Genomic DNA, 19,889 nt, shown 5'->3' with positions numbered 1-19,889 from the left:
TCCCCACGCAACCCACGGCACCCGACGCTGCGACACCGGCAAGGAAATACCCCCAGTACTTTCGGTTTCGCTACGCTACTGTTCGTACCATAGCTCATAATGCAGTTGGAATGTCACATTGACGAAGGTGATGGCATGCCGTCAGCAAACATCCGCTCGTTACGGGACCGACGCCGCGCCGAGTTGATCTCCGAGATCCAGAACACCGCACACCAGCTTTTCGCCGAACGCGGATTCGCTGCCGTGACAACCGAGGACATCGCGGCCGCGGCCGGAATCTCGATCAGTACCTACTTCCGCTACGCACCCACCAAGGAAGACCTGCTTGTCGCACCCGTCCGGCAAACGGTCGCCGAAATCGTTGCGTCCTACCGCGCCCAGCCGTCCGATGCATCAGCAACCGAAACTCTGATGCGTCTGCTTATCGAAACCGCTTGGGACAAAGCAAATCAGAATCTGCAATACTGGCGAGAAGCCATCCGGACCGCCCCCCACCTACTGGGCGAATCGGCGCTGATCAGCGAGAACGATAACCACCGGCTCATCGAACTGGTCGCTACGCATATGGACGTCGACGCGGTGACCGACATCCGCCCCTCGCTGCTGGTCCACACGGGTTTGGCCACTGCACAATTCATACTTCGGCGCTGGCTTAGCACGGACACCAAAACGAGTCCACCGCTCCACATTCAACTGGAACAAGCCTTGAGAATCACACTAGCCGGATTCGACTAATCGCGGACCGCGATGAACCATCGCGCTCGGCGGCAGCCGCGGCCGTTGCCACGTCCACAGCCCGGAGGACCCGGCCGGTAACCCGAAACCCCACACCATATTTGTAACGGCAACCACCGGTGATCAAATGGGCTAACCCTAGTGGGGCAGGCGCAATTGCTAGGTAGAGCCCGCTTTTCGGGTGGCAAGATACTGATTCCAGTCGCGTTTGGCATATGCCGCCCAGCGGGTCGCGGTGACGATATCGATGGCGAGTAGGTCGGCCAGAACTGCGCCCGGTAACTCGGCTGCCATTGTGATGAGGCCGGTGTTGCGACCGCCTCGGATTGTCAGGCCGCTATGTTTGAGTCGCTTGCCGAACACGCCCGAGTTGACTGGGCGGTCTGGTGTTCGTCCGGGAAACAGGAGCCGGTCCGGTGTTGAGGGTTCGGGCAGGGTCGAGCGCCGGGTTGGACGCGGCAGTTGTGCGAGCAGTTGGGCGAGCTTAGGAGGCAGCACCATTTCGTGGTCGCGCAGGGTGAGGTAGGTGTGGCCGTCCTGGGTGTGTATCTGGTTCTGTCGTAACCCGAGTACTCGCATGGTGGTGATTCCGTACAGCAGGATGAGCGCACCACTGGCGCGCACATCGATGTCAATGGTGTTGTCGTTGAGGCATCGGCGGAGTTGCTCGAGGTGCGTGGCTTCGTCGATGAACACCGAGGGCGGGCTGGGTCGGTTGGCCGGCGCGGAGGCGCCGTGGGTGATGCGACGCTGAGTTGTCCAGTGCAGGAAGGGCCGGATCTCTCGGTGTCGCCAGGTGCCGTGGGCCAACCAGTTGTCGATGTCTGCTTGGTCCATGGTGGCGAGGGTGCGTCCCCGGGTCTCGAGCCAAGCGAGGAATTCCAGTGCGACGCACACCTGGCGGCGAATGCGTGCTGCCCCGGTGTCGGCGTCGTCTGAAAACTGACCCCGTGTCCCCGGGTGGTTTCTAGGGGCGGTCGCAACACTTCTCTAGGTTCTGGAGGTTGTGTTGTCATCGTCGCGTCGCGTGAAAAAAGGCCCGGGCCGACGGCCACAGTCCGCCAAGCGTGAGCGATTTACGGAGCTGCGCGCCCGGGGCTGGTCCATCTTGGCGGCGGGTCGTGAAGTCGGTGTGTCCCGTACCGCAGCAAACAATTGGGCAAGGGGGTACAAAACCTATCGGCGTGGCGAGGCCGTGGGATTCGTGCCCGCACTCGATCGTTTGGCTGTGCGCCAGATCAGCGATCGCTATCTATCCGAAGAGGAGCGGATCGGCATCGCCGATCTGCGCCGCACGGGCATGGGTGTTCGGCAGATCGCCACCACGCTTGGCCGGGCACCATCGACCGTATCGAGGGAGTTGCGCCGCAACAGCCGCCGCGACGGCCAGTACCGGCCGTTTGAAGCCCACCGCTGGGCGGTTCAGCGCAGAGCGCGTCGTCACCAGCGGCGGGTCGACAAGAATCCCGCCCTGTGTGACCTGATCGCCGAGCTCCTCGCTCAACGGTGGAGCCCGCAGCAGATCGCCCGACACTTGCGGCGCGAATACCCCGAGGACCGATTGATGTGGTTGTGCCACGAAAGCATCTACCGGGCTGTGTACCAACCCCATTCGCGCTTGATACGGCCGCCACAGGTCAGGTCGTCACACCGGGGTCCGTTGCGCACTGGCAGGACCCATCGCCGCGCGCACCAGCGGCCGGGTCGGCGGCGTCCGAGGTTCGCCCAGCCGATGTTGTCGATCCATCAGCGGCCATTCGCTCCCGCCGACCGCAGCCAGCCGGGGCATTGGGAAGGTGACCTCATCGTCGGCAAGAACCAGCGCTCGGCGATCGGGACCCTGGTCGAGCGCCAGACCCGCCTGATTCGGCTGATGCACCTTCCCACCCGTGACGCCGACTCCCTGCGTATCGCGATCGCCACGACCATGGGTGGCCTGCCATCGAACTTGATCCGATCGATCACCTGGGATCAGGGCATCGAAATGGCCCGACACACCGACATCACCGCAGACCTCGGCGTGCCGGTCTACTTTTGCGACTCCCGCTCGCCGTGGCAGCGCGGCAGCAACGAGAACGCGAACGGGCTGCTACGCCAATATTTCCCCAAGGGCACCAGCCTAAGCACCTACACACCCGACCATCTGCGCGCTGTCGAATACGAGATCAATAACCGCCCCCGCCACACCCTCGAAGACCGCAGTCCCGCCGAACTTTTCACCGCGCTGCTAACCTCACCAGACCATCAACTGTTGCGACGTTGACTAGAAGCCACCCCGCCGTTGACACCCGGGATTGCTTAGTGGTTGTTTGGCTCGGCGGGCTCGGTGCAGGAGGTACCAGATGGTGTAGCTGCGGACCAGCCGTGCGTGTTCGGCGGGATAGTTGGCTAGGTGGCGATCCACCCATGGCTCGATACGTTCGAGGTATTCGTTACGCGGCGTCAATACTGCTGTGCGAACGAGGATTTCACGTACGTAGTTGACATGCCCACCGGGTGGGAGCTGATCGAGTGCGTGGTGAGTGATGGTCTGTCCGGTGCGCGCCAGATTCATGAGGAGCTCCGCGGCGGCGCTCTTGCCGAGCCAGACGGCGACGCTGCGTGGATCATTGGCGTTGGCAAGAGCGTCCGCCAGTGGCTTCAGTTGCGCCGGTATCTGGCCATCCGGCCCGGCTAAGGCGTTGTGCAGTAATTCGGCGGTGTGGCAGCGGCTACATCGATTATGCGCGCGAATACCCGGTTGACCGCAATTGGCGCAGCGGTAGTCGAGCGTGGAGCCAGAACATGGCCCGCAGATTTGGCGCTCGTCGGGGTCAAATCCGATCAGCACCGCCTGCTGGCCGCACGCCGCGCATGGTGACGGGTACATCTTCGCCTTGCGCACGCACGGTGTGCAGACAGGCCCCGCTGGCCAATGGCGGGCTACAACGCGCCGTTGTCGGCAGAACGCGCAGGTGGATTTCGAGTGTGGTGAACGTATCCCGGAATAGGTCCTCGTTGTGATGGCGCGGCAGGTGCCGCACAAGTGCGGGCCGAGGACGCTGCTGCTTTGGCGGCGCCGGGTGGCTCCGCATAATCCGCATACCCACACGGTGCTGGCTTTGGCGTAGCAGTTCGTGCAGATGCGTCCTTCCGATGCCACGTACGGGGCGCGGCGCCGTTGTCCGCATCCCGAGCAGGTGTATAGGCGCGGTGGCGCGCACGTGGGACACAGCACGCCGCCGTCGACGAGTCGACGTGCCCGGGGACGGAGGCGTCCGCAGATGCTACATTCCTTGCGCGACAACGGGTCGCGGCTGTAACAGTTCGTGCACACGGGTCCGTCGGGAAGATTGACGCGTCTGCTGACAGAGGTCTTTGCGCATCGCGCGCACGTGAACGATCGATCGAGATCTCTGCAGCGACCACAAATGCGGCCGGTCGGACCGATCGCGGTCAGAGACACGCGCTGTTGACAATTCGTACAGGCCGGCGGCTTCACCGACGCGTGGCCATCAGCCACCAGTACGTGCGTCAAGCGCATAAGCCCCCGCGGGCAGGACGCGTCCGGGTTGAGCACTCCGTCGCCATGAGCGGCCAGGTACGCGTCGACCTGATTGAGCGTTTTCGGCCGGTCGACACGAGCAGCTTTCAGGAGGCGGTCGGCATCTGCAAGCGATAGGTCGCCAAGAGCGCGGACTACGTGAGCGCGGACTCGATCCCACGCGTCGGGCCTGAAGTTCGCCGATCCTCTCATGAGCTGCGGTCAGGTCGACGCACAGTCGTGCGCCGCACCTTCGGCACCTCCCGCGGTGAGTCCCCGGCCGCCTTCTTCACCGATTGATTGACGGCTTCGATTTCGATCAGGTCGTTGGGCGAGCATTCCAAGATGTCGCACAACGCTGCCAGCACGTCCATTGAGAGCCGTTGGGGAGGCGCAGTGACCAGGCGAAACACTTGCTCTCGCGACAGGACCACGCCACGTTCGGCCAACAGCGGAACCAGATCAGTCGTCTGGTACAGCTCCCGTTGCGCCATCAGCGCCCGCAGCCGCCACTGATAACCCATCTTCTTGATCACGGTTGATCCTCCCCGACGGCAATGCCGCGTTTGGTGAGCGCTTCACGGAGCAAACGGTTGCGGTACTCGTCAGACGTGGCTATAGATCGACGTGGTGCTCGCATAGGAATGTCCGACTTGGTGTTGAATTATCTTGAGCCGCTGGCCTATTCGGGGCTTTGACCTGCGGTGTTTCGTTGTGGACGTTGTCGTCGACGTTTGAGGTGGGGTCATGGGGGAGGCCTTTCAGCAGGGACCGATCGTTATCGAGCTGAGACGTTTCCGGGGGGTGCGGGTTGACGTGGTTTCGGATGCGGTGCGCTGCTGGCCGAGTGCTCGGGCGAGTTGGTCTCGGAGCGTGCGGTTCTCCTCGGCCAATTTCCGGTTGCGCTGGTTGGCGGCTTCGAGCCTGCGTAGCAGTGAGGCGTCCGAGGTTCGTTGCCGCGCGGGGACCGGTGTCGCGGGTGCTCGACGGTGGGCAGCGCGAAGCCGTTCGATCTCAGCTCGGACGTCGGATTGCGCGTAGAGCCAGGACCGAGACACCGCCGCTGCTTGAGCCACGGCCTCGAAGGTGACCGGGCGCCCTTCGGCGTCGAGGGTCCTCAATGCCTGGATCGCCTTGGCTCGGGTGAGTTCGTGGCGTTGTCGGGCGGCGACGATGAGGTGCCGGGTGTTGTCAGCCCGCATCAGCAGAATCCAATTCCTCTGAACCGGAGTCGGTTTCGAGTGTGGTGATGATGGTGTCGAGGTTTCCCAGGACTTGTTGGTTCATCTCGACGAGGCGTAACTGACCGCGCGCCTCGGCAGCGGAGATGATCTGCAGGACTTGCTGACGGTGTTCGTGGTGTTGCGGCAGGAACTCGGGCGTAGTCACGAACATCGGACATGTCAGACAAGCATTGGCATGCGGGCAGGTCTTTTGAACTGGCAGCCCGCAGAAGCCGTTGGGCAATGCTTGGGTCACGCGCCCGAGCCGTTGCTTGGCCCAGTTCGCTTCGGCCAGTGGGCCGTCGGGGTCGATCGCAACGGTTTGGCCCCTGGCATCGACCTTGCGGGCGGACTCCCAGTGCCGGCGGACGGTGGTGTCGTGAAGGCGGGCGTAGTGAGCTGTCATCTCACCGCTGGAGTGATCGAGTAACACCCGTACGACTTCTTGCGGCACGTCCCGGTTGATCAACCGTGTTCCAAAGGTGTGCCGCCATTGGTGCGGAGTCAGATGCACTGGACGGCCGTGCTCGTCGCGGATCTCGCAGCGCGCCAGCCAGTCCCGTAGCTGGCCGCGGTAGGAGGGCGTAGTCAGCGGCCGGCGGCCGTCTGGGTTCATCTTCGGAGCGGCGAACAGCCAGGGGCTGCCGTTGGTCCAGCGGCGCAGGATCCGCTGTTGTTGCTCGGCGATGGCCTGCTCGACTTCCTCGTCGATCGGGACGAGAGCTTCGCGTTTCATCTTGCCGTTGGTGTAGCGCAGATAGGGAGCTCCGTCGCCGCCACGGATGACGCAGTCGAAGGCGATCTTGGTGGCGTCACCGACGCGCAGTCCGCAGCGCATCAGGATGATCGTGAGCAGCCGACTCTCGGGGTTGTTCCATCCGTCGAGGTTCGCGGGCTGTTCGACCTGGGCCATGATGTGCTCGGCCAGCCCGCGGGGCAGGCGTTTCGCGGGTTTGGGGAAGTCGTCGGGATAGAACGCGGCACTCGCGGGCAGGTCGTGGTCCCACTCGTGGCGGCGGATCGCGTCGAGGAACGCACCGAGCGAGCTGATGTCGCGGCTGCGGGAGTGCAGTGCCCGGGGGTCGGTGGACAGGTCGGCCAGGTAGCGCTCCAATACCGCGCGGTTGATGCCGGCCAGGCTGGTGATGTCGACCGGCGGGGACGCCAAGAAGCCGGCCAAACGCGTCACCGCCTGGACGTCGATGTAGGTCTGGTTGGGGCTGCGTCCGATGCTTAACCGCCAGCGGGCGAACCGCTTGGCCAGATCCCGCAGCCACGGTTGCGCAATGCCGTCGAAGCGCAGCCGCTTGCGGCCCTCGACGCCGAGCCGGTGCAGCTCCCACACGTCGCGCGGGAACTCGGCCTCCCACCCGCTGCCGCAGTGCAGGTCCTCCAGACAGCGATAGGCGTAACGCAGAAACGCCAGCTGTCCGTTCTGGCCGTGTTGCGCAGCGTGGTTGGCGTCGAAGAACTCGATCCAACGTGCCATCGGCCAGTCCAGCAGCGAGGCCACCCCACTGGCGGCCGTGAGTGCGATGACAGGACGCGCGACGGCAGCGGGAGTCTTGACCTGGCGTTCATCGTGCCGGCACTGCAGCGCGTACTGCATCTCCAATTTGAGCTGTCGGCGATCACCGAACGGTCGGAAGTCGAACCGGTCGTCGCCATAGGACTCGCAGAGCACGATGAACTCGTCGATGTCGGGACATCCCACCGCTGCCCATCGGGACCGATGATTGACGCAGAACGGCGACCGTCCCTGCGTCCATAGCGTGCAATAGGACAACGCGCAGACGGGATGATCGGGATCATCCACCGGAGCAACGGCAGCCAGCCATACGTCTCGGTCGGCGATGCCGGACCGTTCCCAAAACCCTTGGTGGCGTGGGCATAAACCCCGGCGAGCACCTCCGTACCGGCAGCCCTGGACGGCGCAGACCGTGAGCTCTTTGCGCCCGAGCCCTTCCGGTGCTGCAGTCGTGGCGAACACGTCGATGTCCGGGCGGCCTTCTTGCTGCCAACCGACGTAGTGGCCTTTGCAGAGCCCGCGGGTGCGCGGTTGGCGCACGCAGCCCGGCACCCGGCACGGCGCGGTGTCGAACACCAGCGCACCACGCTCGGGAACGAGGATGTCCACCCGGAACTCCGGTCGAACCGCGGCCACCAGCTTGCGCAGCAAGCCCGGAGCCGCAGCCGACGGTAGCGGCGGGACTGCCGCGGTCACCACTGCACCTCCTGCCCGGTCAGGAAGCCGGCCGCCTCCAGAGCCCGGCGGGCGTCCTCGACGGACAGATGCCCGTAAATGTCCATCGTGGTCGCGATCGAGGAGTGTCCCAGCAGCGTGCTGACGACCTCGATCGGGGTGTTCTGGCGGAGCAAACGCGTGGCGTAGGTGTGCCGATACCAGTGGGGATCGAAGTCGATGCCGGTGCTCCGGCGCAGCCGCAACACCAGGTCGTAGACCGCGGGATAGCCCCACGGGTGCCCGAACGGTTCGCCCCAGAGGTTGACGAACACGTAGTCGGAGTCCAGATCGCCGTATTCGTCGTGCAGGTAGTCGGCGTAGAGGCGGATGAGCTGCGGGCTGATCGGGATGGTGCGCGGTGTCGCCGACTTGGCGCGCGCCCTGTTGTCGTTGGATCGCGGCGCGACCGTCAACTCACCCTCGGCAGCGGCCACGTCCTCGTGACGCAGACCTAGCGCTTCACCAATCCGAATCCCTGTGTCCCACAACAACGCCCACAACAAGCGATCCCGCAGGTGGATGCAGGCATCTAGGATCGCCTGCACCTGACCGGCGGTCAGAATGGTCGGATGCTGACGCGGGGTCCGGAGCTTGATCGTGCGCCGCCGCTCCGGCTGGCCGCTGCTCAGGTGGTAGAGGAACGGCTTCCATCCCGAGCGCCGGCGCCGACCTGGGTGCAGTTCAGTGACCAAGTCGCCGAGGTCGACTCCGTGCCGGGCGTGAAACGTGTAGAGGCCGCTGATCGCCGCCAGCTTCCGGTTGACGGTTCCCGCAGAGCAGTGATGCTCAGCCGAGGGCAACAGCACCACTGCGCCAGCCCGGCCAGCCGGCGGCAGCCGCAGCCAGGACACGAACTCCCCGAGATCCTCCAATCGGACCTCGCGCCAGTTCAGGCTGCGAGCGTCGAGGAAGACGAACCAGTCCTTCAGGTCGTGCGCATAGGCCTTGACCGTGTTCGGGGACCGCTCGATGTCGGTCAGATAGGCCAGGTAGCGCTCGATTGGCTCCACCGAGCCGCCTCCGTCGCCGAGGACCGTCCAGGATTCAAGCGACGAAGTGGGCATCAGTACCCGTTGCACAAGCATCAAACCTCCGTGGAATCTGCGTGATGGACCGCTGCAGATAACCACCTCCGCCACGAAGATCGCCGCCAACGCCACGTGCGTGTTGCACGTCGTGGACACCCCTGTGCGGGCTCGAGAGAACTTGCACGAAGCGCTCCGGGTAATCGAATTCGGTCAGGTGTGTGACGTAGGGTCTGGCGCAGCGAATGCAGGTCCAGCTCCTGCGGCAACCCCGCGGCGTCACGCGCAGCCACAAAGGCCTCGTTCGCGGCGCGTCTGGAGAGACGGCCGCAACGTTCGGTGACCCATAACGCCGGATGCCGGCCCGCTCGAAAGCATGGACGAACCTCCTCCAGGTAGGACTCGAAAACCTGGACAATCCAGTCCATTTCCGGCACCGTCAGCACGACGCGTCGCTTCGGCGAACTACCGCGGGACGCTTTTCCGAATCGGACGAATACGCCGCCAAAACGCCCGTAGGACGGTAGCTTTGGATTCGATCTCAGATCCACCAGGTCTAGCCCCACCGCCTCTTGGCGCCGCAAGCCTTCTCCGGGGGTCTGCGACCTGTTGCATGACGTCGCTCGTAGTGGGTGATCTGGTGGGCGGTGCGGCGTTTCTCCGTGGGTGTGGTGCTCGTGGCTGGTAGTCGTTTCTGACTGTCGACTTGAAAGCGAGGGCCCATGCGAGCGTTTCCGGTGAGTTTGCCGTCCGGGCAACGGTATTGGACGGTGCTGGATGAGGATCTGCAGGTAGTCGGCATCGCCGATGAGTATCTGCGGCATCAGCGGTTCGGCCGCGACGGCGCGGAATCCACGACGAAGGCGTATGCACACGCGATCGCGTTGTTCCTGCGCTGGTGCGCCAGGACGGGCCGGTCCTGGCAGGCCGGTGTCGAGCAGTTCGCGTTGTTCATGACGTGGCTGGCCCATGCCGGACCGCTGGCCAGCGGGCGTCGATGACGTCGCTTCGGGAGTGGTGTTGGCCGGTCCGGGGGCCGCCCCGGCGCGGGGCCCATCGCGGATCAACGGGGTGCTCACCGCGGTGCGGGGGATGGTGGTGCACGCGGTCGCGACCGGCAACGGCTCGGCGGGTTTGGTGTCGATGCTGTACGAGGTGGCCGATGACCGAGACCTGCCGGCGGAAGCCCGCAACGACGATGGCCACCTGGCATGGCGGATGCGGGCCCGGCACCGGTTGCGGGAACCGGAAACGACGATCGATCGGGCCAGCGATGAGCAGATCGTCGCGCTGCTGCGGGCCTGCCGGTCCACGCGGGACAAGCTGATCGTGCTGCTGATGGCCAGGGGCGGGCTGCGTCGGGGCGAGGTGTGCGGGCTGCGGCGCAGTGATGTGCACCTGCTGGTGGATTCGCGCCGGTTGGGATGCGAGGTCGCTCGGGCGCATCTGCATGTGGTGCGCCGAGACGACAACCCGAACGGGGCGTGGGCCAAATCGCGCCGACAGCGGGTGGTGCCGCTGGATTTCCTTGTCGTGCAAGCATTCGACGTCTACGAGTTCGAGCGCATGCGAGTTCCGGCCGCGGCGGGTAGTGATTTCGTGTTCGTCAACCTGTTCCGCGGCCGCGTCGGCGCGCCGATGCGGCCCGACGCGATCGGCGAGCTGATGGCAGCGGTCTCCCGCCGGGCCGGATTGGACACCCCGGTCCGCCCGCACCAGCTGCGACACGCCTACGGCAGCAACGTCGTCGACGCCGGGGCCGGTATCGACGTGGTCGCTGATTTGCTCGGACACGCGGCTGTCTCCTCGTCCCAGATCTACCTGCATCCGGACGCATCTCGACTGCGGGCCGCGGTGGACGCGGTGCCCAGCCCCCGCGAACAGACCGGAGCGAGCCGGTGACCGCCGTGACGTCGGCCAGGACGATCCCGGGCGATGAGGAATCCTGCAAGTTCGCGCATGTGTTGGACGGGGCCGCCCTGAGTGGCGCGGCCACGCACCTGGCCAGGGCGCTGGACCAAGGACTGCTTGACGAGGCCGGATGGGATCCGGTGACCCGGGTGCTGTACTTGCCCGCGCAGCATCGGCTGCTCGGCCGGAAGGTGTGCCGGGTGGAACGATGCGTCGGAACCGTCCACAACGACGCCCCCGAGATCTGCCACCGATGTTTCACCAGGCTGACCGGCATGGGCATGAGCGTCGAGGACATCGCCGCTGCCGAAAGCCTGCCCGCCGCACCGGTTCCCGCGGAACGCTGCGCCGTCCCGCAGTGCCGGTGCACGCCGACGGTGCGGGACGCGGTGATGTGTGAACCGCACGCCCAACAGTTCCGGGGCAGGCGCATCCCGATCTCGCTGGAACAGTTCGTGAGCGATCCGCGAGTGCGGCCAAGGCCGCCGCTGCCGGCATGCCTGGTGCCGGCGTGCACCCGCACGGCCGACGGCGCGATCGGCTACTGCACGACCCACTATCAGCGATGGAGCGTGGACCAGCAAGAGCATGCCGAACTCGATGAACAGTGGTGGCGGGTCCGGGAATCGGGCGTGGCCGAGCCGGGGCAGGTCAACCTGCGGGCGCTGCCTTCCCTGGTAGTTGTGGAAGTGCTGACGGGCTTGCAGACCCGTGTTAGGGATGGCTTGCGGCTCACCGACGTTGTGCTGCGAGCGGTCTGCGACACGCTGCGTCGCCACCAGGTCGGCTCGATCCACGACTGCGATCCGGGCCTGGCTCCCGGCAAGCGTGCACGCTCGGTGCTGGCCTCGTTCGCCCGCGACGCCCGCCGCGTGTTGGCCGATCCGGGTGTCGAGCAGGATAAGGACCGCTGGGATCTGGCGATCTTCGGTACCCCGGCACGCTGTCGTTCACCAAGATCACCCAGCCCTGGCTGGCCGGGGCCGCGAAGCGGTGGGCTGCCGAGCAACTGCCCCAGCACCGCGGCAGCGGCGCCTCTCGCGTTCGCGGCAAGATCAACAGCATCGGGCTGCTGTCCGAGCACTTGCATCGCCGACCCGATCACGGGCTTGACCCGACCGCGCTGGGCCGGACCGACTTGGAGGGATTCCTCAACCGGCTCGGCCATCTGGAGTTCACCGGCCAGATCGGTCGCTACCGCCGCAACATGATCTGCCGTGACATGCGGCAGGTGTTGGCCGGGATCCGATCCCTGGGGCTGACGAGAACCGGACGGCCGGCGGCCGGGTTGCCCGGCGACTGCGCCATCGAACGCGCCGACATCCCCGCCGACCCCGAACGCGGCGAGCCCGGCCGATGCCTGCCACCGGAGATCATGGCCGTCCTGTGCGCCAACCTCGACTCCCTCGAACCCGTCGAGGTCAGGGTCGCCACCCAGATCGGCATCGACACCGGCCGCCGCCCCGAGGACATCCTCAATCTGCCGCTGGATTGCCTGGCCCGCGACAAAGACGGCGGCGACGTACTGGTCTACGACAACATCAAAGCCAACCGGCTCGGCCGACGGCTGCCGATCAGCACGGCCACCGCCGCGGTGATCACCGGCCAACAACAACGAATCCGTCAACGCTTCCCCCACACCCTGGCCGCGAAGCTGAAGCTGCTGCCCACGCCCTATCGAAATCCCGACGGGCACAAGGCAATCAGCAGAACCACCCTGCAGGCGCGCCACCGCGACTGGGTGGCCGACCTGCCGACACTGCGCACCCGCGATGGAGTCGAGTTTGACATGACCAAGATCGTGCCCTACGCCTACCGGCACATTGTCCCCGCTTAGTTCCCGTGTTGCGATTGGCCTGAAAGGCCCGGGCGTGCTCGGCGTTTCTGCTTTGGTGAGGCCGTGTGGTGTTTGTATGGTCTCCAGTCGTGATCTTGAGCTTTTTCTCGTCGCAGGGCTGGCAGTCCTGGGGTGTCGAGCACCGGCCGGTGATCCCAGAGGGGATGCCGGTGCTGATCGATGACGACTTGCTGTTCGAGGACGGCCCGGCCGTGCCGCGGCCGACGACGGTGATCAATCGGTGGTTGCGGCTGCTTCCGGCCAGCGGGGCTCCGGCGCCGAGTTCGTGGGAGAACTACGCGCGGGCGGTCAAGGAATGGACGGAATTCCTCGCCGAACACGGTGTGGGCCTGTTCGATTCGCGAGACCGGCTCAAGGCAGGGCTGAGCCGATACGCCGAGCACCGCGCCGCCGGAGCAATCCGGGCGAGATTCGCGGCGACCACGTGGGCGCAGCACATGAGCATCCTGTCGCTGTTCTACCGGTGGGCGATGGACGAGGGATACGCCGAGGCGGAGCCGTTCACCTACCGATCCGCGCGAGCGGTCTTCGCCGGCACCGGCCGCGATGTCCGGGTGAACTTGGCGGTGCGCCGCACCCCGAAACCGCATGTGACCATCAAGTATTTGGAGCCGGACTTCACCGACCTGTTCCGGAAGGGGTTGCGCGGTTTGGCGCCGGATGGCACCCGCGACACCGGGTTCGCGGGCCGGGAGATGACCCGCAACGCCGCGATCGGGGACCTCGCGCTGGCGACCGGGTTGCGGCTGGGCGAGTTCACACATCTGCTGCCGTGGGAAATCCCGGCTCTGCCGCCGGCGCCGACGGTGATCCCGATCCCGTTTCCGGTGCCTGCGGGAATCACCAAGGGCCGCAAGTTCAGAACCACCTGGATCTCCTACGACGCCTTGGCCGGGCTGCACGACTACCTGCAGCTCGACCGCGCTGCCGTCACCGACGGATCGGCCTGGCGGCCACCACGACGCCGGGGCGAACCGCTGCAGGTCACCGAACCGGACGCCCGTGGCGGCCGGATCAACGGCGTCCGCCGGTCCTGGGAGTCGCTCACCCCGGCCGAGCGACGGCGGCTGGTGGCACCCGAGGGCGGGTCGTGCCTGCTAGCGGTGAAGGGTGATGGTGGCCCGTTCACGGCGTGGGCGACGGTGTTCGAACGCACCTCCGACCGGATCCGCGCACGGTTCGAACCACGGTTCCCGCACGTCCACCCGCACCGACTCCGCCACTCGTTCTCGATGCAGACGCTGGAATATCTGGTGACCGGCTATTACCGACAGGCAGCGAAGCTGGTATGCGACACCGACGCCGACGCAGCGCTGGTGTTCTACCTGACCAAGGCCGACCCGCTGCTGGTGCTGCGCGATTTGCTCGGGCATTCCACGGTTCTGACGACCGAGAAATACCTGAAACGTCTTGATACGACGCGGATTTACCGGCAAGCCTACGAAACCGCCGGAGCCGCAGCGGGACTCACCGAGGATACCGCCGCACAGCGGGAAGCCGACGCCGAGTTCGACGACGACACCGAAGAGGAGCTGTGATGCCGACGACGGTGCTCGATGATCCGCTGCGTTTGGCCTGCGTGTTCAGCGACGGCAGCAGAGCTGCATTCGATCTCACGGGGTTGCCGAACCCCGGGTTGGTGCGTGATCTGGCCACCGGGTTGGTGGAGCTGATCCATCCTCACGGCAGCGTCGATACTGCTGGCACCGTCGACCAGTACGTGCGTGGGTTGCACAGGATGGTGCGAACACTTTCTGATCAGGGTTTCACCGGCGGTGTCGGCGATCTGCGGCGCGGACAGCTGGCGCAGTTCTGGATGGCGGGCCCGAACTGGCTGGAGGCGCTGACTCGGTACTTGGTGGAAGGTTATGCGCGATCCGGCGGCCGTCTCGGCGAGGGGGTGCTGGAGCTGGCCGCAGGGCGGCACTTCAACATTCAGCGCAATCGGCGCCCGTTGCCGCCCTATTCCGAGGGCGCATGGCAGCGGCTGACCATGGCCTGCCGACAGCAGGTCGACGACTCCTACGCGGCACATCGGCGCGCGCTGGCGTCCGCCGCCGGAGGGCGGCATCCGGGCACGGGTGCGTGGACTCATCAGAACTTCTGCTGGCTGTTGTCGACACTCGGCCCGCTTGGCAGCAGCGAAGCTGCTGAGGAAATTGGCATGTCCATCAACGTTTTCCGTCATCGAGGAGTCATCGCTGTCTTCCACGAGGCTGCGCTGGCGATGTTCCCGCATCTCGAGGTCGTGATCGCCTACCGGCTGCTGTTCGGGATCTATTCCGGCATCGTCCCCGACGGCATCGCCGACTTGGACATCGGGGACATCGACTGGGCCGGGGATTCGACTGTTCTGCTGTCCTATATCAAACGGCGCACCGCCGCCGAGAGCGCGACGTTGCCGCGGCCGGCGGTGCGGTTGCTCGAGCAGTGGCTGGCGCACTCGGCGCTGTTGCGCAGCTTCGTGCCGCCGGACGAGCGCACCACGCTGTGGTTGGGGATGAGCCAGCCCGGCTACTCCCGCCGCCTCGATGACGTGAACCGGTCCGCGATTGGCCGGTGGATGCGCCGCCATGGCATCGTCGGCGACGACGGTCAGCCGATGAAACTGCACCGGTCCCGCATCCGCACCACCCATCACGCGATGCGGGACAAGAAGTCCTGGACCGGGAATGCGCGCGCCACGATCGACCCGAACCACACGCCCGCGGTCGAGGGTGACCACTACCTGTCGGCGACGACTCCCGGTCAACGCCACGCCGTCGAGACGATCATCGCCGACGCCCAGCACGACATCCTCCGCCGCGCGCACCCTCCGGCCGTGATCACCGAGGAAGACGCGGCGGCGCTCGCCGAGGGTTACCCGCAGCTGCTGGCGGTGATGAAGCTCGACGAAGGCGTGCTCGCCGAGCTGGTCGGTGGCGCGCGGGATGTGTTCACCGCAGCCTGCGCCGATCAGCTGGCCGGGTTACACGGGCCGGCAGGCAAACCATGCCCGGCACGTCCCTGGGTCTGCCTGCTCTGCCCGCTGGCGGTGTTCGCTCCGCGGCACGCAGTGAACCTGCTGCGGCTCAAGGCATTCTTCTCGCGCCAGTGGCAGCAGATGCCCGCCGCCCACTTCATGACCGTCTTCGGCCCCTACGCCGCCCGGATCGACCAGATCCTCGACCGCTTCGACCCCGCCGAACTCGCTGTCGCAGCCGCACGCGTCACCGACAGCGACGACGAAATCCCCTTGCGCCCAGAGGAACGCACCGCATGACGAGCACAATCGCGACCGCAGCACCCGGCGTTCAACCACGGTCGCCGTTCACCGGCGCGGACATCTGCCGCGACGCCGGGCTCACGCTGCCGGGCGGCACGCCACGACCGGTATTCGACGACGACCTGTGGGATTTCACCGACGTGGTCGGGCTCCCGGTCCAAATGGCCCTTTACCGACGCCGATTCGACTTCACCACCATCACCGACACCCGCTGGCGGCTGGTCGCCAAGGAGCTGATCCTGGCGCTGCTGGCCCCGAATCACAATGCCGTGGTCCGTCTGCCACGCGCCTACCGCACCCCACTGCATCTGACCAGCTGCTACAGCCGCCTCTACGAGGCCGGCAAGTTCTTCGGCTGGCTCGATCAGCGGGGCATCACTGCCCTCACCGAGCTCGACACCCACCTCTGCGAGGAATACCTGGCGTTCCGACGCTACGTGATCGACCCCGACGGCGTCATCGTTGGCGAGCAGAGCCCAGGCGTCCGGCGCGCAGCCGCGCAGATGATCGTCGATCTGGTCGACTACCGTGACCTGTTCACCGCCGACCGGGTTCCGGCCGATCTGCGCCCCTGGGGCGGCGCAACAGCATCCGCGGTCGCCGAAATGCCTTCTGGTCGCGACGGAAACAAGACACCTGCCGTTCCTGCCGAAGTGCTGCAGCCGATGCTGGCCGCGGCCCTGCACCTGGTGCAGATCCTCGGCCCGCACGTTGTCGAGCTGAACGAGCAGATCCGCAAGATCGACCGTGTCTGGGCTACCGGAGCCCCCGGGCTTCGTCACGGCTCCCCGGCGATGGTCAGCGACATCACGATGCTGCTGGCCGACCACAGGGCGACCGACACACCGCTGCCGATGCTCGAAGAACACGACGTCAACCGCAGACTCAAGGCTGGCTGGGACGCGAACGACCCGCTGCTGCCGGTCTCCACCGGGACCCTGGCGCGGCAGGCCGGATACGTCCAGTTCTGGGCGAAATGGATGCCCACACTGCGCAAACCGCTGATCGACACCCTCAACACCGTCGGAGTCGAGAAGATCTTCGGCCGCAACGCCGCCGAAGTCCCGGCCGCCGATGGTGCGACCTTGCTGCCTTGGACACTGCCAGTGCACCGGTCCGAAGCGGTCGCCATGGTCGGCATCGCCCGCACCGCAGCGATCGTTGTCCTGGCTGGCGCGTCCGGAATGCGGGCCAGTGAGCTGATGGAACTGCGGGTCGGCTGCCGCCGGGTCGAGGAACCGATCTCCGGCCTGAAGTGCTATCGCATCGCCAGCAAAATCATCAAAGGTCAGGGCCTCGGCGGCACCGACGACGAATGGGTCGTCATCGAACCGGTCCACCGCGCGATCGAACTCATCGAGCAGCTCCACGACGACCCGCGTGACGGTGTTCTCCTGCTGTCCCGGTTCAGCTTCCGAGTCCGCTACCTCTGGTTCCGCGCCTGGGTGAATTCCCCGGCCGGAGCCCGTCTCGGACTCGTCCCGATCCCCGACGAACCAGTAGCACTGCGTATGCTCAGAAGAACGGTTGCCCTGGAGATGGCTTACCGGCCTGGCGGTGTCCTCGCCGCAAAACTGCACCTCAAACATATCGCCGCGGCGACAACGGAAGGCTACGCGGCTCGACCGGGCGGCGCTCAAGCAGAGTTGCTGGCCGAGGTCAACAAGCTCGAGGCCGACCACATACTCAAGCTCGTGCTGGCCGAGTTCCGCAACTACCAGCAAGGCATCCTGCCCGCCGGACCCGGCGCCCGCAGCCTGACCGAATTCTTCGCCACCATCGACACCGACCCGAACACCAAAGCCACTGCGGCGCCGAAGATCCAGCGCAACGACCGCGACATCCTCAACCTGCTGTCCAAACGCGCCACGGCGCTGCACCTCGGCCCAGCGAACTACTGCTGGTTCACCGACCCCTCCCGCGCGCTCTGCCTGAAACTTGCAGGCACCCTGACCGCGGACCGGCCGATGATCGGCATGTGTGACTCCGCACGCTGCCCGCAGGCCACCCACCACCAGCACCACCGGCCCGTCTGGGCCGAGCACGCCGAACGCACCAAAACCTTCCTCGGCCAACTCGGCAAAACCCGAACCGCCGAACGCGCTCGTCTGCAGGCCGACTACGACCGCGCCGTCCAGGTCATCACCAGCATCGACACTGCCACAGGAACCAGCGCACCCGAGGAACAGGCATGAGAATCACTGCCGCCCAACGCATCCACAACGAGAACCGCATCCGCGCCGCCATGGACCGGCTTCTGCGCGGCGAGATCTCACCCGGCGGCAACTGCGATATCAAGACCCTCGCACTATCAGCCGGGGTCGACCGCACCGCCTTCTACGGCACCCGGCCCTACGCACACCTACGCGCCGAATTCGAGCACCGCCTCCAGCAGCTTCAGCAGGCCGGAGAAACCCCGGACCCGAAAACCGCACAGATCGAACGCCTCAAGACGGAGGTCGAGAAGCTGAAAAACAACCTCGCCCACGTCAACTCGACAATCCAGGAGCTCACCAACTTCCGAAGCCAGGCCCTGGCCCGGATCGCTGCCCAGCACGACGAGATCCTTCGGCTCCGCACGGCCAACGACCCGGCGGCAGGCATCACCCGCCTCGCGTCGAATCGCCCGAAATACCAGCAGAGGGTAATGGGACCATGCTGACCGACCCGGCAGTGACGTCCATCACAATCGGTTTCGCGTTATCGCCACACGAACGGCGATCAGCGTCACGAACTCCACGCCGAGAATCGGCCACGTCAAACGCAACACGAACCCGACCGCACACAGCCACTGCGGAGACAAGCCATTCCTACGCCCAACGCCACGCCGACGCCGGCATCCCGATCGACGTCCTGGCCGAACTGCTCGATCACCGAAGCTATTCGGTGACCCGCCGCTACTACCGCATCGGCGAGGACCGCCGCCGCGACGCCGTCGACACGGTCACCACGCTCAGCTTCGACCGGCACGGCAACCGGATCTGGCGTGACGCACACGCCCTGCTGGACTCCGAGCGCGCCCGCCACGCCATCGGCGAGGTCGCCGTCCCCGACGGCACCTGCACCGAACCAACCAACGTCAAGGCCGGCGGCGGTGCCTGCCCGATCCGATTCCGCTGCGTCGGCTGCGATCACTTCCGCACCAACATCGCCTTCCTGCCCGACCTGCAGGCATACCTGGACGACCTGCTGCGCACCCGCGAACGGCTGGCCGCCACCATCGACGGAGTGGACGAATGGGCCCGCGCCGACGCCACCCCCACCGAGGAGGAGATCACCCGAATCCGGCGACTGATCAACAGGATCAAAGGCGACATCGCCGAACTCGACGACACGGAGCGAGCGCAGATCAACGACGCGGTCGCCATCGTGCGTCGTCATCGTGCGGCCCACACGGTCCCGCTCGGCATGCCCACCCTCGCCGCCACCCCACCCGCACCAGCAACCCCCGCTTCGGAGGCCACCGCATGACCACAACCACCGACACCACGTCGAATCACACACGCGCACAATCTGTCTCGTCGAGCACACGCACCCGATCGATGCTCGACGGCCGTCGCGGCGACTCGATGCGCCGACGCCGGCGCGTGCTGGCCGCGATCGACCAAGCCGCAGCCGCCGGCGACCGGCTCAGCGCGGCCGCGATCGCTCGTGCGGCCGGAGTCGACCGCACATTCCTCTATCGGTACCGCGACCTACTCGAGAAAATCCATGCGCTGCAAACAGATCCAGTCCCCGACGAACACACCGGCCCCACGGTCACCCAAGCCTCACTGCAGGCCGACCTGCTCGCCGCCCACGAACGCGCCGCCCGGCTCAACGCCCGCATCCGCCAACTCGAGCAGCGGCTCTCCCAAGCACTCGGCGAACAAACATGGCGCGAGTCCGGGCTCGACGCCCCAACCGACATCGATGCACTCCACCAACGGATCACCCATCTCGAACAGCAGGTCCTCGACCAACAACAACAACTCGACGAACGCGACGAAGACCTCGCCGCCGCCCGCGCTACCAACCGCGAACTCATGGCCCGACTCAACGCGCCAGGCCGGCCCCGCTGAAACCGCGAGTCGACTTGCACCACACCTGTTGCAGCAGATAGCA

Annotated in this window: 18 protein-coding genes and 1 pseudogene; 12 read left to right on the top strand and 7 right to left on the bottom strand. The window is 65.9% G+C overall.

The features are described 5' to 3' along the window. Positions 1-135 precede the first annotated feature (135 nt). Entirely contained in the window at positions 136-735 is a 600-nt protein-coding gene (locus AC0KS4_RS00365; RefSeq protein ID WP_033717415.1) for a TetR family transcriptional regulator, read from the top strand. Between the two features lie 159 nt (positions 736-894). Here the strand turns inward: AC0KS4_RS00365 and AC0KS4_RS00360 are convergent, their stop codons facing one another. Next, positions 895-1,431 (bottom strand): hypothetical protein, encoded by a 537-nt coding sequence (locus AC0KS4_RS00360; protein WP_179299263.1) that lies wholly within the window; start codon positions 1,429-1,431, stop codon positions 895-897. A 310-nt stretch (positions 1,432-1,741) separates the two neighbouring features. Here AC0KS4_RS00360 and AC0KS4_RS00355 point away from each other — a divergent pair, with 310 nt between their 5' ends. Beyond that, the gene (locus AC0KS4_RS00355) at positions 1,742-2,998 is read left to right on the top strand and encodes an IS30 family transposase (RefSeq protein ID WP_420492635.1); all 1,257 of its coding nucleotides are present in this window, start codon (positions 1,742-1,744) and stop codon (positions 2,996-2,998) included. On the opposite strand, the gene AC0KS4_RS00350 is transcribed toward AC0KS4_RS00355, so the two are convergent. The 6 genes and pseudogenes from AC0KS4_RS00350 to AC0KS4_RS00325 all read right to left on the bottom strand — a co-directional run. Next, entirely contained in the window at positions 2,999-3,619 is a 621-nt protein-coding gene (locus tag AC0KS4_RS00350; protein WP_007172196.1) for a hypothetical protein, read from the bottom strand. Positions 3,620-4,467: 848 nt separating this feature from the next. Then, positions 4,468-4,794: a helix-turn-helix domain-containing protein gene (locus AC0KS4_RS00345; RefSeq protein WP_007172195.1), complete on the bottom strand. Its 327-nt coding sequence runs from the start codon at positions 4,792-4,794 to the stop codon at positions 4,468-4,470. 225 nt (positions 4,795-5,019) lie between these two features. After that, entirely contained in the window at positions 5,020-5,460 is a 441-nt protein-coding gene (locus AC0KS4_RS00340) for a DUF6262 family protein (protein ID WP_007172194.1), read from the bottom strand. After that, entirely contained in the window at positions 5,450-7,705 is a 2,256-nt protein-coding gene (locus AC0KS4_RS00335; RefSeq protein ID WP_007172193.1) for a tyrosine-type recombinase/integrase, read from the bottom strand. Before AC0KS4_RS00335 ends, AC0KS4_RS00340 begins: the two co-directional genes overlap by 11 nt. Beyond that, positions 7,702-8,811: a tyrosine-type recombinase/integrase gene (locus AC0KS4_RS00330; protein ID WP_007172192.1), complete on the bottom strand. Its 1,110-nt coding sequence runs from the start codon at positions 8,809-8,811 to the stop codon at positions 7,702-7,704. Before AC0KS4_RS00330 ends, AC0KS4_RS00335 begins: the two co-directional genes overlap by 4 nt. Next, positions 8,771-9,338, bottom strand: a pseudogene (locus AC0KS4_RS00325) (tyrosine-type recombinase/integrase); the annotation flags it as partial. The gene AC0KS4_RS00330 and the pseudogene AC0KS4_RS00325, both read right to left, overlap by 41 nt. A gap of 150 nt (positions 9,339-9,488) precedes the next feature. Between AC0KS4_RS00325 and AC0KS4_RS00320 the strand changes: the two are divergent. From AC0KS4_RS00320 to AC0KS4_RS00275, 10 genes are all read left to right on the top strand, one after another. Beyond that, positions 9,489-9,752, top strand: coding sequence for a hypothetical protein (locus tag AC0KS4_RS00320; RefSeq protein WP_225325868.1), 264 nt, complete (start codon positions 9,489-9,491; stop codon positions 9,750-9,752). After that, entirely contained in the window at positions 9,721-10,653 is a 933-nt protein-coding gene (locus AC0KS4_RS00315; protein WP_007172190.1) for a tyrosine-type recombinase/integrase, read from the top strand. The genes AC0KS4_RS00320 and AC0KS4_RS00315 overlap by 32 nt, the downstream gene beginning before the upstream one ends. After that, entirely contained in the window at positions 10,650-11,873 is a 1,224-nt protein-coding gene (locus AC0KS4_RS00310; protein ID WP_007172189.1) for a hypothetical protein, read from the top strand. The genes AC0KS4_RS00315 and AC0KS4_RS00310 overlap by 4 nt, the downstream gene beginning before the upstream one ends. Positions 11,874-11,884: 11 nt before the next feature. Next, positions 11,885-12,499 (top strand): hypothetical protein, encoded by a 615-nt coding sequence (locus AC0KS4_RS00305; RefSeq protein WP_225325866.1) that lies wholly within the window; start codon positions 11,885-11,887, stop codon positions 12,497-12,499. Positions 12,500-12,588: 89 nt separating this feature from the next. Continuing rightward, complete coding sequence (locus AC0KS4_RS00300) at positions 12,589-14,058, top strand: tyrosine-type recombinase/integrase (RefSeq protein WP_162839945.1); 1,470 nt, start codon at positions 12,589-12,591, stop codon at positions 14,056-14,058. Continuing rightward, entirely contained in the window at positions 14,058-15,782 is a 1,725-nt protein-coding gene (locus AC0KS4_RS00295) for a hypothetical protein (protein ID WP_007172186.1), read from the top strand. The genes AC0KS4_RS00300 and AC0KS4_RS00295 overlap by 1 nt, the downstream gene beginning before the upstream one ends. Continuing rightward, positions 15,779-17,980 (top strand): site-specific integrase, encoded by a 2,202-nt coding sequence (locus tag AC0KS4_RS00290; RefSeq protein ID WP_007172185.1) that lies wholly within the window; start codon positions 15,779-15,781, stop codon positions 17,978-17,980. Before AC0KS4_RS00295 ends, AC0KS4_RS00290 begins: the two co-directional genes overlap by 4 nt. Further along, entirely contained in the window at positions 17,977-18,447 is a 471-nt protein-coding gene (locus AC0KS4_RS00285; RefSeq protein ID WP_007172184.1) for a hypothetical protein, read from the top strand. Before AC0KS4_RS00290 ends, AC0KS4_RS00285 begins: the two co-directional genes overlap by 4 nt. Positions 18,448-18,671: 224 nt before the next feature. Then, complete coding sequence (locus tag AC0KS4_RS00280) at positions 18,672-19,256, top strand: hypothetical protein (RefSeq protein WP_007172183.1); 585 nt, start codon at positions 18,672-18,674, stop codon at positions 19,254-19,256. Next, positions 19,253-19,846, top strand: a complete 594-nt coding sequence (locus AC0KS4_RS00275; RefSeq protein ID WP_007172182.1) for a hypothetical protein — start codon at positions 19,253-19,255, stop codon at positions 19,844-19,846. The genes AC0KS4_RS00280 and AC0KS4_RS00275 overlap by 4 nt, the downstream gene beginning before the upstream one ends. Positions 19,847-19,889 lie beyond the last annotated feature (43 nt).

The organism is Mycobacterium sp. NTMscope_MAC_12 (assembly GCF_976985675.1).
Note: the sequence above shows the minus strand (reverse complement) of the source record. Positions and strands in the feature narration are given on the sequence as shown.

Bases quoted from the DNA above. Each gene is read 5' to 3' on its own strand.
- AC0KS4_RS00365 (WP_033717415.1), top strand. From the start codon at position 136: ATGCCGTCAGCAAACATCCGCTCGTTACGGGACCGACGCCGCGCCGAG.
- AC0KS4_RS00330 (WP_007172192.1), bottom strand. From the start codon at position 8,811: ATGCTTGTGCAACGGGTACTGATGCCCACTTCGTCGCTTGAATCCTGG.
- AC0KS4_RS00290 (WP_007172185.1), top strand. From the start codon at position 15,779: ATGACGAGCACAATCGCGACCGCAGCACCCGGCGTTCAACCACGGTCG.
- AC0KS4_RS00340 (WP_007172194.1), bottom strand. From the start codon at position 5,460: ATGCGGGCTGACAACACCCGGCACCTCATCGTCGCCGCCCGACAACGC.
- AC0KS4_RS00285 (WP_007172184.1), top strand. From the start codon at position 17,977: ATGAGAATCACTGCCGCCCAACGCATCCACAACGAGAACCGCATCCGC.
- AC0KS4_RS00295 (WP_007172186.1), top strand. From the start codon at position 14,058: ATGCCGACGACGGTGCTCGATGATCCGCTGCGTTTGGCCTGCGTGTTC.
- AC0KS4_RS00275 (WP_007172182.1), top strand. From the start codon at position 19,253: ATGACCACAACCACCGACACCACGTCGAATCACACACGCGCACAATCT.
- AC0KS4_RS00315 (WP_007172190.1), top strand. From the start codon at position 9,721: ATGCCGGACCGCTGGCCAGCGGGCGTCGATGACGTCGCTTCGGGAGTG.
- AC0KS4_RS00305 (WP_225325866.1), top strand. From the start codon at position 11,885: ATGCGGCAGGTGTTGGCCGGGATCCGATCCCTGGGGCTGACGAGAACC.